General features: G+C 69.0%; 13 protein-coding genes. 3 read left to right on the top strand and 10 right to left on the bottom strand.

The window, feature by feature from the left end:
- From NJ4_RS04200 to NJ4_RS04190, 3 genes are all read right to left on the bottom strand, one after another.
- Window positions 1-268 (bottom strand): hypothetical protein (locus tag NJ4_RS04200; protein ID WP_217996743.1); only part of this gene is annotated, 268 nt, incomplete at its 3' end.
- Window positions 269-364: 96 nt separating this feature from the next.
- Window positions 365-1510 (bottom strand): LuxR C-terminal-related transcriptional regulator, encoded by a 1146-nt coding sequence (locus NJ4_RS26490; protein ID WP_067430639.1) that lies wholly within the window; start codon window positions 1508-1510, stop codon window positions 365-367.
- Entirely contained in the window at window positions 1507-2589 is a 1083-nt protein-coding gene (locus NJ4_RS04190) for a helix-turn-helix transcriptional regulator (protein ID WP_067430636.1), read from the bottom strand. Before NJ4_RS04190 ends, NJ4_RS26490 begins: the two co-directional genes overlap by 4 nt.
- A 258-nt stretch (window positions 2590-2847) precedes the next feature.
- On the opposite strand from NJ4_RS04190, the gene NJ4_RS04185 reads away from it, so the two are divergent.
- Entirely contained in the window at window positions 2848-3450 is a 603-nt protein-coding gene (locus NJ4_RS04185; protein ID WP_067430633.1) for a hypothetical protein, read from the top strand.
- Window positions 3447-3962, top strand: coding sequence for a hypothetical protein (locus tag NJ4_RS04180; RefSeq protein WP_067430629.1), 516 nt, complete (start codon window positions 3447-3449; stop codon window positions 3960-3962). The genes NJ4_RS04185 and NJ4_RS04180 overlap by 4 nt, the downstream gene beginning before the upstream one ends.
- 8 nt (window positions 3963-3970) lie before the next feature.
- Here the strand turns inward: NJ4_RS04180 and NJ4_RS04175 are convergent, their stop codons facing one another.
- Entirely contained in the window at window positions 3971-4894 is a 924-nt protein-coding gene (locus NJ4_RS04175) for an NAD(P)H-dependent flavin oxidoreductase (protein ID WP_067430626.1), read from the bottom strand.
- A 124-nt stretch (window positions 4895-5018) separates the two neighbouring features.
- Here NJ4_RS04175 and NJ4_RS04170 point away from each other — a divergent pair, with 124 nt between their 5' ends.
- Window positions 5019-6200: a TetR/AcrR family transcriptional regulator gene (locus NJ4_RS04170; protein WP_245644444.1), complete on the top strand. Its 1182-nt coding sequence runs from the start codon at window positions 5019-5021 to the stop codon at window positions 6198-6200.
- A gap of 22 nt (window positions 6201-6222) precedes the next feature.
- Here NJ4_RS04170 and NJ4_RS04165 read toward each other — a convergent pair whose 3' ends face one another.
- Genes NJ4_RS04165 through NJ4_RS04140 form a run of 6 tightly spaced genes read right to left on the bottom strand, consistent with a single transcriptional unit; the run spans window position 6223 to window position 13972 of the window.
- Complete coding sequence (locus tag NJ4_RS04165; protein ID WP_067430620.1) at window positions 6223-6990, bottom strand: enoyl-CoA hydratase/isomerase family protein; 768 nt, start codon at window positions 6988-6990, stop codon at window positions 6223-6225.
- Entirely contained in the window at window positions 6990-8762 is a 1773-nt protein-coding gene (locus NJ4_RS04160) for an acyclic terpene utilization AtuA family protein (protein ID WP_067430617.1), read from the bottom strand. The genes NJ4_RS04165 and NJ4_RS04160 overlap by 1 nt, the downstream gene beginning before the upstream one ends.
- Window positions 8759-9568, bottom strand: a complete 810-nt coding sequence (locus tag NJ4_RS04155) for a TIGR03084 family metal-binding protein (RefSeq protein WP_067430614.1) — start codon at window positions 9566-9568, stop codon at window positions 8759-8761. Before NJ4_RS04155 ends, NJ4_RS04160 begins: the two co-directional genes overlap by 4 nt.
- Window positions 9565-10344 carry an enoyl-CoA hydratase/isomerase family protein gene (locus NJ4_RS04150; RefSeq protein WP_245644443.1) on the bottom strand — a complete coding sequence of 260 codons (780 nt, stop codon included), beginning with the start codon at window positions 10342-10344 and terminating at the stop codon, window positions 9565-9567. The genes NJ4_RS04155 and NJ4_RS04150 overlap by 4 nt, the downstream gene beginning before the upstream one ends.
- Entirely contained in the window at window positions 10341-12341 is a 2001-nt protein-coding gene (locus NJ4_RS04145) for an ATP-binding protein (protein ID WP_067430611.1), read from the bottom strand. The genes NJ4_RS04150 and NJ4_RS04145 overlap by 4 nt, the downstream gene beginning before the upstream one ends.
- 41 nt (window positions 12342-12382) lie before the next feature.
- Entirely contained in the window at window positions 12383-13972 is a 1590-nt protein-coding gene (locus tag NJ4_RS04140; RefSeq protein WP_082748154.1) for an acyl-CoA carboxylase subunit beta, read from the bottom strand.
- Window positions 13973-14013 lie beyond the last annotated feature (41 nt).

Genomic DNA, 14013 nt, shown 5'->3' with positions numbered 1-14013 from the left:
GGCCCGTCGTCTCGGGCCGGGTGTAGTTCGCCGGGTCCTCGATGGTCCTGGCCGCGACCAGCTGGTCGTCCACGGTGGCCGCGGACGGCTCCGAGCCCGGCGCCGCGCTCACGCCGGCGCCGGCACCCACACCGATCAGGCTGGCCGTCCAGGCTGCCGAGACCACACCGAGGACCGTGAGCGCCGCCGCACGTTCGACGGACTGACGGCGCGGTCTGACGTTGGTGAGTCCCCACCGGGGGCCGTTCCGAAGGATGTGCTTGGTCATGTCCGTCCCTTTCGCTGCCTCACACTCAGCGTCGGGGAAGTGTGGTGTGAGGCACATCGCTCCGGAGGAGGAGATGCCTGACTCGAAGAGGGAGGATCAGGCGACGGTCGTGCCCGCGACACAGGCAATCGCCTGGGCCCGGTTGGAGACGCCGAGCTTGCGCAGGATCTGCTTGACGTGGGACTTCACGGTGTCCTCGGTGATGACCAGGCGCGAGCCGATGCCGCGGTTGCTTGCGCCTTCGACGATGAGGTGCAGCACCTCGATCTCGCGGGTGGTCAGGTCCGCGAGCACTTCGGGACTGACGGGGAGCCGACCGCCGGCGCCCAGCAGGTCGGTGCCCGGACTCGAGCCCATGCCGTCAAGAGCCGTGCGGAGCACGGACTCCACCTTCGCGCGCTGCCCCTGGACCCGCTCCATCAGCACCACGCGCTCATGGATGCGGGTGAGCCCCTCGGCGAACGCCCACAGGACGTCGCGATCGACCTCGTCGACCTGCCGGTCGGAGGGGAAGTGGTCGGCATGCAGGAATCCCACGACCGTGCCGGCTGCCATCAACGGCGCGGCGACGTAGGAGGTGGACTGTCCCGACTCCACGATGATCTGGCGGTGAACCGGGGTGCTGCCCGTGTCATAGACCGCGGCAGGACGTCGCTCCGTCAGCAAACGTGCCTCCGGGGTGTCCCCACGGAGCTGGATGCCCTGCCCCACCCACTCGGAGAACCACGACGCGTCGGACTCGGTGAAGTGGGCCGTGCTCGGCAGCCACTCCCCTCGCTCGACCCGTGAGAGCACGACTCGCCCGAAGTCACAACGGGTGACGACCTCCTCACAGGCCGACGCGAGCATGTCACTCGCAGTCGGCATGTTGCGGAGGCGGGCGAGCCCGTCGCCACAGGCCTCCAGCCGTCGGGTGCTCGACACCAGCTCCTCCTGCTGGATCTCCAGGACGAGCTGGTGAAGGTCGAGGGCAAGGAGGTAGAGGCTCCGCGCCAGGTATTCGTCGCCGGGCTCGGTCAGTCGAGCACGCTCGGCACAGAATCGGGCCATGAACGAGAGCCTCTGTGGCGAGCACGGCTCCCCCGGCGCGGCGATCAGGGTGTCGGTCTGCCCGTGCAGCGATTCGGCCAGGGCTGCGGTCAGCGTCGCCGCCCTGAGCCTGAGCTCGCGGTCGCGCCGCGAGTTGGACGTACGTCGAGGAAGGGCGAAGCTGACGGCGCGTGACCTATCCGCGGGAATCATCGGCGCTCTCCTGACGCGAGGTACTGGGCAATGGCCTGCGCACGATTCGTGGCCCGCATCTTGCGCAGGATGTGTTTCACGTGGGACTTCACGGTCGTCTCCGAGACGGTGAGCCGATCCGCGATCTGGGCGTTGGTCGAGCCGCCGATGAGCAGCGCGAACACCTCGCGCTCCCGGGCGGTGAACCGGTCCTCGATGCGAGCCGGTGAATCGAGCACCTCAGGCGGCTCACTGCCACGGGCTACGGGCACTGACAGGGTGACCGGCGCTCGGGTCAGCTCATCGACCTCGTCGTTCGCGGCGGCCAGCGCCTTCTGGATGCGCTCACGCTGTGCCCGCAGCTTGTCGACCAGGGCCAGGCGCTCGAGGATCAGGCCCAGCCCACTCGCGAACGCCCCTACCCCGGTGACGTCACTGTCGACGATCGACCTCCCCGAGGCATCCGTGTCGACGTGCATGAGGCCGAACACGCGGTCTCCGGTCATGATCGGGGCGACGACATATTCGGCGCTGCCGCCGACCTCCCCGAACGGGGCCACGGAGCGTGACCTGGTCGCGGTGCTCCGCACCAGCGCCGGCGCCTTGCGACGCAACGCCTCGGCCTCGACCATGCCGCTGGCCAGCCCGATCCGATTGTCGCGCAGCAGGTCCGCCATCTGCTGGTTCTGTTGACTCTGGCCATCGGCGGCGTACCAGGCGACCGGGATCCATGAGGACTCCTCGACCCGGGACACGAGCACGCGGTCGAAGTCGCCACCCCACGCCAACTCGGAGGGCGCGGACCGCAGCACCTCGTCAACCGATCGCGCGCTCTGCAGGCGCTCCAACGCGACATTGATCCTGCGCGCCGCCAGCAGCGGCTGAGTCACGAGGCGGGACACGGCGTCGGCCATCTCGTCCACTTCGGCCGCGAGTTCACCGAGCGAGGCCGATGCTGCCTCGGGCCCACTCCAGTGTCGAGCCTTCTTCTCCAGGATCTCGGCGTCGGGCGACCCGGGAGGCAGGTGCGACACGTCGAGGATGGAACGAATCGTCTCGGAGAGCCGCAGCCGCCGGGCATCGATCTCCTCGTGCTGCATCGGAGGGGAATTGTCCGTTGTGGGTGCCATCGGACTCGCCCTCCGCATCTGGTTGGTTACGCAGCATTTACTTTCTGTTTACAGTCTGCGTGACTCGCGTCATACTGTCAACGGCGCAAACAGGGCAAATGTTCGCCGCCGAGGCCGAATATTGCACCGCCGCATGAGGCGCCACCGGTTACTTCCCGATTACTTTATGGCGCAACCTATTGGCCGGGCCACGACGTCCCGGCCGCACTCTTCGAGACGAGGACCCAGATGAATGCCCCGCCCGATTCCACAGACAACCTCTCCAACGACCCACCCCCCACTGAGGTCACGCCGGCCGCAGATCTCGGCCTCTCCGGCCCCACGGTCCGGCGTACTGCCGGGGCAGTGCTGTCCGCGCTCCTGGTCGTGGCCCTGCTGGCATGCGGTTGGCTGGGCTGGCGAGAGACCCACGGCACGGATCCGTCCGCCGCCAGCCGGGAGTCGTCGAGTCGCGAAGCCGCAGTGCGCGCCGCCACCGATGGGCTCGTCGCCTTCCACACGATCGACTACCGGCACCTCGACGAGCTGATTGACCGGTGGGACGACCTCTCCGCGGGAAAGCTGCACGCCATGGTCGGCCAGGGGCGCAAGGCGGTCACCCGTGACCTGACCCGTTCCAAGACCGTCTCGGAGGGCACCGTGGACCGCGCAGCCCTGTCCTCGTTCGACCCGGACGCCGGAGAAGCCCGAGTCGTCGCCCTGGTCACCATCACCTCGCGGAACAAGGGCGGCAAGGCGTCGAGCAAGGTGCGGGAGTTCCTCTGCCTGGTCGAGCGCGGCTCCGACGGCTGGAAGATGGCCGCGATGCAGGACCTGGGAGGCAAGTCATGAGACTCCGGACCCCCGACTCCCCGCGCGCACTGGGCCTCGTCACAGCACTGCTTGTCGTGGCCTGCTGCCTCGCCGTCGGCCTGGCCGTCCACGACGACGGTGACGACACACGGTCATCGGAGAACCTGGCCTTCGTCGACCAGCAAGCCACCGAGACAGTCCTCCGTGACACACAGCAGATCGTGCCCCAGGTCTTCTCCGTCGACGCCGGCCGGGTGCCGGCCACGCGCCGGGCCGCCAGGGCGAGCCTGATCGGCGACGCGGTCACGCAGTACGACAAGCTCTACGGCCCATTCCTGGTCCAGGCCAGGAAGAACGGGGTCACCCTGACCACCAGCCCGCACAGCATCGGCGTCCTCGAGCTCAGCGAGAGTCACGGACGCGTGCTCGTGCTCGCCGACCAGTCTGCCTCGACCGCAGACGGGCGCAGCACCTCGGGAGCGGCCCACCTCGAGCTCGGCGTGCAACGCGAGGACGGCGTGTGGAAGATCGCCAGCATCGAGGTCCTGTGAGCAGCAGATCAGCCAACGGCGAGCGAACCGAGGTTGCCCCGGGCCTCGTCGTACTGCTTGCGGACCCGCCGCACGAGCTCGTCGACCGAGAGCACCTCATCGACAGCAGTGACGCCGTGACCGGCGCTCCACATGATCTGGTTCCCGACGAGCCGATCCTGCTGGAAGTCACCCGAGGCGACGGGACCGGCGTCACGCTCGTCGAGCCACTGGGCCAGCAGGCTTGCCGGCAGGCCGCCGACCTGGTCGCTGAGCCTGACGTCGTCCATCGTGGCGTCGATCAACGCCTGCTTGTAGCCGGGCGAGGCGAGGCTCTCCTCGGTGGCGATGAACGACGTGCCCATGTAGGCGAGGTCGGCGCCGAGGACCCGCGCCGCCAGCAGCGAGGCGCCGTCCGAGACTCCCCCGGCCATCACGATCGCACCGTCGAAGAAGGAGCGGACCGCGCGGACGTAGGCGAACGGATTCGCCGCCCCGGTCTGGCCGCCGGCACCGGCGGCCAGCAGGACCAGGCCGTCGACTCCGGCATCGGCCGACTTGCGGGCCTGCGCCAGCGTGGCCACATCGGCGAACACCCGGCAGCCGGCCGCATGCAGCGGCTCCACGACCGGGACCGGGGAGCCGACGCTCGTGATCACCAGCTCGATGCCGTGGTCGACGATGCAGGCCACGTCGTCCTGGAGCCGAGCGTTGGTACGGTGCACCACGAGGTTCGGGGCGACCGGCGCCGCCGGCCCGTCCGCGAGTTCCGTGTCGAGGTGGGTGAGCCACGCATCGAGCTCCCGGACGTCTCCGGCGTTGTGCGTCGGGAACGACCCGATCACGCCGTTGCGGCACGCCGCTGCGACCAGGTCGGGTCCCGACACACCCGTCATGGGTGCAGCGACGAGCGGCAGCGTCAACCGAGGGGCGAGTTCATCGATGCAGTTCACTGGGGGCCTCCGTACGTCACAAGTAAATGCCAGGAACCCTCATGACGGGCATCCGGTACCCTCAGGAAACACCACAGAGGCATAAAAGTAAATGCGGAATAACCACGTCTGCCAAGGGAGCGTCGTGAGCACTGCACCGTCGAGCACACGGATGCATCGGCCCCGGGACCGCAAGCAGCAGATCATCCGGGCTGCCGCCGACCTGTTCCATCGGCACGGCTATGCCAACGTGAGCACCGGACAGATCGCCCAGGCCGTGGGCATCACCGCGGGGGCGCTCTACCGGCACTTCGGCGGCAAGCAGGACCTCCTCGCCGAAGCACTGGGGGACGTCTTCGACCGCTCCCTCGAGTTCGTCTCCGGAGACCAGCCCATGGACCTGGAGACGATGGTCCACGAACTCGCCGCCACCGCCAGTGTCCGCCCTGACCTCGGCGTCCTCTGGAGCCGGGAGACCCGGCACCTCGACGCCGGCCGCCTCGAGGAGCTGCGCAAGCGCTTCTTCCGGTTCCATGCCCGTTTCGCGGCCGAGGTGCGAGCACGTCGTCCCGAGTTGAGCGCCGGGGACGCGGACCTGTTGTCCTTCTGCGCACTGGCCGTGCTGACCAGTGTCTCCTACCACCGGACGCCGCTGTCGGAGTCCGCGACCACCGACCTGATCCAGCGCGCTGCGATGGTCGTGCTCACCACACCGATGGAACCTTCAGCCACGTCCGAGGTCGCGACGGCGCGGGGGTCCGGACTGGCACCGCACTCTCGTCGCGAGGCCATCCTCGCCGCGGCGACCTCCCTGTTCCACGATCGCGGTTATCAGGCGGTGACCATGGAGGACATCGGCGCCACGGTGCAGGTCACGAGCACGGCGGTCTACAAGTACTTTCCCAGCAAGTCAGACCTGCTCTCCGCCGTGATCTCGCGCGCCTCGGAGCCCCTGCAGCTGGGGCTGACCCGTGCCCTGGCCGCCGCATCCACGCCCATCGAAGGCCTGGACAACGCGATGGATGCCTACGTCGACTTCGCGCTGACTCACCACGACCTCGTCGGCATCCTGGTCTCAGAAGTCACCAACCTGCCGGACCGTCCCCGTCACGACGTGCGCCGGGCGCAGCACGACTACGTGGCTGAGTGGGTGCGCCTGCTCACCGGTGCACGCCCGGATCTCGATGCGGCGCGGGCCCGGCACCTCGTCCACGCCGTCCTCACCGTCGTGAACGACGCGATCCGCACCGAACACCTGCGCAGCCGCCCGGCGCTCGCCGAGGAGCTGCGCCTCATCGGACGTCGCCTGCTGGCGGCAGAGGTCTGAGCGAGAGCTCAGCCTGCCGAGCTCACCGCTCCCGGAAGTGCTCGAAGGACATCCGTGCTGAGTTGGAGCCCAACACCGAGGCCTGGCTCAGCGCCTCGAGCTCGAGGGACGACTGAAGGGTTCCACCGGAACTCGCATTGAGGAGTCGCTTGGTCATCGACATGGCCATCCGCGACTGGGCCGCGAGACGATGGGCGAGACCCGTCGCGGTCGACAACGACTCGTCCGCGCTCTCGACCACGAAGTTCACCAGGCCGAGGCGCTGCGCCGTACCGGCATCGATCTCGTCGGCCAGCATCATCAGCTCCTTCGCGCGCTGCATGCCCACCAGGCGCGGCAGCAGGTAGGCGCCGCCGAAGTCGGGGACCACGCCTCGGCGCAGGAACACCTGGCAGAAGCGGGCGTTCTCCGCGCACACCAGGAGATCGCAGGAGAGGGCCAGGTTGAAGGCGCCTCCGTAGGCGATCCCCGCGACGCTTGCGACCACCGGCAACGGGCTGTTCCAGATCGCCAACGCGGCCCGCTGGTAGGAACGCATGAAGCGGATCATCGCGTCGTCGTCCTCGCGAACACCGGCCTCGAGCACGCCCTCGGCGTCGCCACCCGAGGAGAAGTGCTCCCCCTCCCCGGTCAGCACCAGGGCATGGACGTGATCGTCGCGCTCGGCCGCCACGACCGCGTCACAGAGGTCCTCCGCCGTCGACGCGGCGATCGAGTTGAGACGCGACGGGCCCGACATGGTGAGCGTGCGCACCGGGCCGTCGTCGGTGACCAGGATCTGGGTGTTCATCAGTGCTCCTCCTGTGCGCGCACGAGCGTCACCGGTACGTCGACGTACCGCGATCGCAGATACTCCCCCAGGCCCTTCGCCTGCGGATCGGGCCGCGCGGTCGCTGCCACCCCGCTGCCGAGGAGACCGACCACGACGAAGTTCAACGCGTGGAGCCGGGGCAGTGCCCAGCGCCGGATCTCCAGGTCGGCCGCCTCAGGCACCAGTGCCTTGAACCGATCGACGGTGAGGTAGCCGTGCAGCCACTCGAACCCGCGCTCGTCGTCAGCCCAGACCCCGACGTTCGCGTTGCCGCCCTTGTCTCCCGAGCGCGCGCTGCACACCCGTCCGAGGGGGAGGCGCTCGGTGGCGCCGGGGAAGGCCACGACAGCCGGCTCGGCCGCGGGTGCCGCTGCCGGACCGATGGGTCCGTGCGGCACCACGCGGGCCGTCCCGTCCGGGAGCACCACCCGGTGGGTCACGACGTCTGCCGGCACCAGCGCCGGCCAGTAGACGCCGAAGGCGCTGGCGTCGGTCGGTGGCGTGGTGGTGTGGAAGCCGGCGTACCCGCCCACTGCCAGCTCCATGGTCGCGTTCGCGAACCGTCGACCGACCTTGGCCTTGTCGGACGACTTCACGGTGACCCGCAGATGGGCCGTGGCCTGCTCGTTGGTCTCCGCATCCGGTCGGTCGAAGCGCAGCAGCCGTACGTCGACCTCGTCGAAGCCGTCCTCGCCGCCGAGCACGTCGAAGAGCTGCGCCTTCGCCCAGTCGGCCTTCTGCTCGATGTCGAGGCCGGTGAGAACCAGGGTCATCGTGTTCCGGTAGCCGCCGAGCTGGTTGATCGCCACCTTCAGCTCGTCGGAGGGAGGACTTCCCGTGGCGCCGGAGATCGCCACCCGATCGGGCCCCTCCTGCTCCAGCTCGATCGTGTCGAAGTGGGCGACCACGTCGGGGTTCGCGTAGGCCGGTGACTGGATCTCGTAGAGGAGCTGCGCGGTGACGGTGCCGGGAGAGACCTGCCCGCCCGAACCCTCCTGCTTGGTGATCACGACCCGCCCGTCGTCGGCGATCTCCGCGATCGGGAAGCCCGGCCGACGCCTGTCGAGGACCTTCGGGAGGCGCGAGTAGTTGCCCCCGGTGGCCTGTGGTCCGCACTCGATGACGTGGCCCGCGGCCACCGCACCGGCCAAGGCGTCGTAGTCGGTTCGGTCCCAGCCGTGCCACCAGGCCGCCGGCCCGACCACGAGGGACGCATCGGTGACGCGCGGGCAGACCACGATGTCGGCATCCGCCGCGAGGGCGTCGACGATGCCCCAGGCGCCCAGGTAGGCGTTCGCGGTCACCGCCTTCGCTTCCGAGTCGGCCAGGGCCTGGCCGGTGTCGAGGTGGGTCAGGGGATGTCCTGCCGCGGTCAGCTCGGGCAGCCGATCGGTCAGGTCGTCGCCCTCGATCCAGGCGATGCGCGGCGAGAGGCCGAGGGTGCCGGCGAGCTCCTGGAGCCGGTCGGTCAGTCCTTGCGGATTCAACCCGCCGGCGTTGCTGACCACCCGGATCCCGCGATCGAGACAGGTGCCCATCACCCGCTCCATCTGGGTCAGGAAGGTCTTCGCGTAGCCGGTCGACGGATCCTTCTGACGCGCCTTCCACAAGATGAGCATGGTCAGCTCGGCGAGGTAGTCGCCGGTGAGGACGTCGACGTCCCCTCCCTCGAGCACCTCCCACGCCGCGTCGACACGGTCGCCGTAGAAGCCGGAGCAGTTCGCGATGCGGACCGGTCGGCGGCTGGTCATGAGACCTCCCTGGCGAGAAGGGCGCGGGCGCGGCCCGGGCCGGGCGCCCCTGCGAAGGCCTGGGCGATGGACAGCCACTCCGTCGCGACCCGACCACGCACCTTCAGGTCGGTGTCGGCGACGTGTCGGCGCTGGGTGACGACCAGGCAGAAGTCGAGAGCCGGTCCGGTGACGCACTCGGTGGCCGAGGGCTCTCCCCAGGTCCACCTCCCCCCGTCCGGGGCCTCGAGGTCGACGTGGACCTCGGCGGTGGGCACCGGCCGCTCGCGCAGGGCGAAGCTGAAGCCCCGGGTGCGGACGCCCAGGTGTGCGACGTGCTTGAGACGGGCAGTGGGTGCCTGCTCCACCCCGAACGTGTCGGCGATGTCGCGCCCGTGGGCCCAGGTCTCCATCAGGCGTGCGGTGGCGCTGCTCATCACGCTCATGTCCGGGCCGTACCACGGGACTCGAGTGCGCCCCTCGGACTGACCCAGCACCGTCAGCAACGCCTCGCGAGAGTCGCGGAACCATTCCGCGAGGTCGGCGACGGGCGTGGCACGGAAGCGTTCGGCCACCCGGTCCGGGAAGTCGGGTCCCAGGCTGAGCAGTGACTTGGCGTCGAGCCGGAAGCGCTCGGGCTCGGTGATCGCAAGGACCGCGGCCTCGTCGAAGAACGCCAGGTGGCTCACCTGGTCACGGACCGACCAACCGGCCGCGGGTGTGGGGAGCTCCCACTCGGAGGCGCTGAGGCCGAGCACCAGCTCCCTCAGATCCTCGGTCTCGGCCGCCAGGTCGTTCACCATGTCGGCGAGTGTCACGTCGGTCATCGTCCCTCCCAGTGTGGTTTCCGCTTGTCGCGGAAGGCTGCCGGGCCCTCCTGCGCGTCATGACTCAGGTAGACCGGCTCCCAGATGCGCTCCGCCTCGTCGTACGCCGCCGGCAGGGGAAGGTCGGCAACCAGACGAACCGTTCGCTTCGCCGCCCGCACGGAGAGCGGCGCGTTGGCCGCGATGCTCTCGGCGAGACGCTGGGTCTCGGCGACCAGCTCCTCGGCGGGCACGACGCGGTTGACCAGGCCCACCTCGAGCGCTCGACGCGCATCGATCGGATCCCCGGTCACCAGGATCTCCATGGCGACCCGGGGCGGGATCAGCCAGGACAGGGGCGCCGCCCAGGGGGCACCGCGGCCCACCTTGACCTCGCTGACCGCGAAGCGGGCATGCTCGGCGGCGACCACGAGGTCACAGGTCTGGGCGAGCAGGAAGCCGCCGGCCATCGCGACTCCGTTGACCGCCGCGATGGTGGGCTTGACGACCTCGATGTTGCGGCCGAACTGCGGCACGAAGTCGACCGGCGGCACCCTCAGCGAGGTGTCGGCCATCTCCTTCAGGTCGCCACCGGCGCAGAACGCCTTCTCGCCAGCTCCGGTGAGGACGAGCACCTTGGCGTCGTCGTCCTCGTTGAACCGGCGCACCGCCTCGAACAGTCCCTCACGCAACGCCTTGTTCAACGCGTTGCGCGCCTCCGGCCTGTTCATCGTGAGCCAGGCGACGCCGTTGCGCACCTCATAGGTGACCGGTGCCTCCACGGTCTGGGACGTCACGATGCGTCCTCCTCCTCGACGACGGCCAGGACCGTGCCCAGGTCAACCTGCTGGCCGACCTCCACGCTGATCCCGGTCACGATCCCGTCGATCGGGGCGGAGACGCTGTGCTCCATCTTCATCGCCTCGAGCACCACGATCGTCGCTCCAGCGGCGACCTGGGCGCCGGCCTCCACCGCCAGGCGTACGACGGTGCCGGGCATTGGCGCCAGCAAGGATCCGGGAGCACTCTGCGAGCCGGGCTCCGGGAACCGTGGCGTCTCCGTCAGGGTGGTGGCGCCGAGCACGCTGTCGACGAAGGCAGTCTCGTCCACGCGCCTGACGGTGCAGGTACGGCGTACGCCGCCGACGGTGAGGTCCACCAGTTCCGGCGACGCGCTGAGCACGGTGATCCCGGGCTGTGGCTCGTCGTTGACGTTGACCTCGATCGCCCCGCGAACGTAGCGGTAACGCACGTCGTACTCGTCGCCGTCGAAGCCGTAGACCGCCTCCTGGAAGCCGCTGGGCACGTTGCGCCACCCGGTCGGCACCTGCTCGAGGACCTTCGCCTCCTCGCGACGCGAGGCCTGGTCGGCCAGGGCCGCCGCAATCGCGTGCACGGTGACCGTCTCGGGAGCCCGCCAGGACTGCGCGAGCGTCATCGGGTCGTGTCGCCCGAGGTAGCCGGTGTCGATGGTGCCGGCCGCGAACTCGGGCTCACGGAGGATTCCGACCAGCAGCTCGCGGTTCGTGACGACGCCGTGGAGCCGACTGTCGGCCAACGCCCGGGCGAGGGTACGTCGGGCGTCGTCGCGGGTGGGGCCGTAGGCGATGACCTTGGCGAGCATCGCGTCATAGTGAGTGCTGACGACGGAGCCGTCGACGACACCGGCGTCCACGCGGATGCCGGGCAGCTCCGGGACAGAGAAGCCATGGACCGTGCCGATGGACGGCAGGAAGCCTGCGGCAACGTCCTCGGCATAGAGACGGACCTCGATGGCGTGGCCGGTGACCGTGGCGTTCAGCGCCTCCTCGGGCAACGGTTTGCCCTCCGCGACCAGCAGCTGCAGGCGGACCAGGTCGAGACCCGTGACCATCTCGGTGACTGGGTGCTCGACCTGCAGGCGGGTGTTGACCTCGAGGAAGTAGAACTTGCCGTCGGATCCCATCACGAACTCGGCGGTGCCGGCGCCGACGTAGCCGATCGCCTTGCCTGCCGCGATGGCGGCGGTGCCGAGCTCCTCACGCAGTGCCTCGTCGACGACCGGTGACGGCGACTCCTCGATGACCTTCTGGTAGCGACGCTGGATCGAGCACTCCCGCTCGAACAGGTGGATCACGTTGCCCTGGGTGTCGGCGAAGATCTGCACCTCGATGTGGCGCGGGGAGTCCAGGAAGCGCTCCAGGAAGATGGTGCCGTTGCCGAACGACGTCACGGCTTCGCGACGAGCACCTTCGACTGCCTCCAGCAGGCCGTCCACCTCGTTGACGATCCGCATGCCGCGCCCACCGCCGCCGTACGCCGCCTTGACGAGCACGGGGTAGCCGATCTCCGAGCTCACCTGGGCAGCCAGGGCATCGCCATCGATGGTGGCGTCGTCGGAGATGGTGACCTGCGGCAGCACGGGAACGCCGGCCGCGGCCATGATCTTCTTCGCCTCGATCTTCGACCCCATGCTGTCGATCGCCTCGGGCGGCGGGCCGACGAAGATGACGCCGGCCTTCGTGCACTCGCGGGCGAAGTCGGCGTTCTCCGAGAGGAAGCCGTAGCCCGGGTGGATCGCGTCAGCGCCGGTCACCTTCGCCGCGGCAAGGACCAGGTCCGAGCGCAGGTAGGTGTCAGCGGGCGCGGTACCCGGAAGATGGACCGCTTCGTCCGCCTCGTGCACCCACGGCGCATTGGCATCGGCGTCCGAGTAGACCGCGACGCAGGCAATGTCCAGGTTGCGGGCAGTGCGGATGATGCGGGACGCGATCTCACCACGGTTTGCGATGAGGAGCTTGCTGATGGTTGCCATGGGATTCGTGCCTTTCAGGGGCTGACGTCGAGGGGTCGGGCTCACATCCGGAAGACGCCGTAGCCGCGTCTGCCCTCGATGACCTGGGTGTGCACCGCGGAGAGCGCCATGCCGAGCACGGTGCGGGTGTCGCGCGGGTCGATCACGCCGTCGTCGTACAACCGGGCGCTGGTGAAGAACGAGTGAGACTCCGCAGTGATCTGCTCTTCGATCTGCTTGGTCTTGACGGCGTCGGCCTCGAGGTCGAATTCGCGACCGGCAGCCTCGGCCGCCTGCTTGCCGACGATCGACAGCACGCCGGCAAGCTGTGAGCCACCCATGACCGCGAGCTTCGCGTTGACCCAGGTGAACATGAAGCGCGGGTCGTAGGCGCGGCCGGACATGCCGTAGTTGCCGGCGCCGAACGAGGCGCCGATGTTGATGGTCAGGTGCGGCACGGTGCTGTTCGTGACGGCGTTGATCATCTTGGCGCCGTCCTTGATGATGCCGCCCTGCTCGTAGTCCTTGCCGACCATGAACCCGGTGCAGTTCTGCAGGAAGACCAGCGGGATGTCGAGCTGGTTGGCCAGCATGATGAACTCAGTGCCCTTCTGGGCCTCCTCGCTGAACAGCACCCCCCGGGCGTTGGCCAGGATGCCTACCGGATAGCCGTGGATCGAGGCCCAACCGGTGACCAGGCTGCTGCCGTAGAGCGGCTTGTACTCGCTGAAGCGCGAGCCGTCGACCACACGGGCCAGGACCTCCTTCGGGTCGACCGGCACCCGGAAGTCGGCGGCGGCGATGCCGAGCAGCTCGTCCTCGTCGAAGAGCGGAGCGTCAGGAGCGTGGCTGGGTGCGGGGCCGTGCTTGCGCCAGTTGATCTCGGACATGATCTGTCGTCCGATGCGCAGGGCGTCACGTTCGTCGACGGCGAAGTGGTCGGCGAGACCGGAGACGCGGGCGTGCATGTCGGCACCACCGAGCTCTTCGTCGTCGGACTCCTCGCCGGTGGCCATCTTGACCAGCGGCGGGCCTCCGAGGAAGACCTTGGCCGCCTGGTCGACGAGGACGGCGTAGTCACACATGCCGGGCACGTAGGCGCCACCGGCCGTGGAGTTGCCGAACACCAGGGCAAGAGTCGGGACACCCATGCCGGAGAGCTCGGAGAGACCCTGGAAGATCTTGCCGGCCGCCACGAACAGCTCGGACTGGGTCGGCAGGTCGGCGCCGCCGGACTCCACGAGGTTGATCACCGGGAGCCGGTTGGTCTTGGCGATGTCGAGAGCGCGGAGATTCTTGCGCAGCGTGTAGGGGTTCATCGTGCCGCCGCGAACCGTCGGGTCGTGCGCGATGATCACGCACTCGACGCCAGAGACCACACCGAGGCCGGTCACGATGCTCGCGCCCACGGTGAACTGGGTTCCCCAGGCGGCCAGTGAGGAGAACTCCAGGAACGGTGAGTCCCGGTCGACCAGCAGCTCGATGCGCTCGCGCGCCAGCATCTTCCCACGAGCGCGGTGCCGGTCGGCGTACTTGCTGCCGCCCCCGGCACGGGCGAGGTCCAGTTGCGTCTCGAGTTCGGCAAGTGCTGCCTCTTGCACGGAACGGTTCTCCTGGAACTGCTCGCTGCGTGGGTCCACTGCCGTTCGCAATGTCGTCAACGCGCTCCTCCTCCTGCTGGACGGCGACCGGG

Source organism: Nocardioides jensenii JCM 1364 = NBRC 14755 (assembly GCF_001552535.1).
In the GTDB taxonomy this organism is placed as follows: domain Bacteria; phylum Actinomycetota; class Actinomycetes; order Propionibacteriales; family Nocardioidaceae; genus Nocardioides; species Nocardioides jensenii.
The sequence above is the reverse complement of the archived record's forward strand: the minus strand, read 5'-3'. Positions and strand labels throughout refer to the sequence as shown.

Coding starts and splice junctions, on each gene's coding strand:
- NJ4_RS26490 (WP_067430639.1), bottom strand. CDS start 1,510: ATGATTCCCGCGGATAGGTCACGCGCCGTCAGCTTCGCCCTTCCTCGA.
- NJ4_RS04190 (WP_067430636.1), bottom strand. CDS start 2,589: ATGCAGCACGAGGAGATCGATGCCCGGCGGCTGCGGCTCTCCGAGACG.
- NJ4_RS04185 (WP_067430633.1), top strand. CDS start 2,848: ATGAATGCCCCGCCCGATTCCACAGACAACCTCTCCAACGACCCACCC.
- NJ4_RS04180 (WP_067430629.1), top strand. CDS start 3,447: ATGAGACTCCGGACCCCCGACTCCCCGCGCGCACTGGGCCTCGTCACA.
- NJ4_RS04165 (WP_067430620.1), bottom strand. CDS start 6,990: ATGAACACCCAGATCCTGGTCACCGACGACGGCCCGGTGCGCACGCTC.
- NJ4_RS04160 (WP_067430617.1), bottom strand. CDS start 8,762: ATGACCAGCCGCCGACCGGTCCGCATCGCGAACTGCTCCGGCTTCTAC.
- NJ4_RS04155 (WP_067430614.1), bottom strand. CDS start 9,568: ATGACCGACGTGACACTCGCCGACATGGTGAACGACCTGGCGGCCGAG.
- NJ4_RS04145 (WP_067430611.1), bottom strand. CDS start 12,341: ATGGCAACCATCAGCAAGCTCCTCATCGCAAACCGTGGTGAGATCGCG.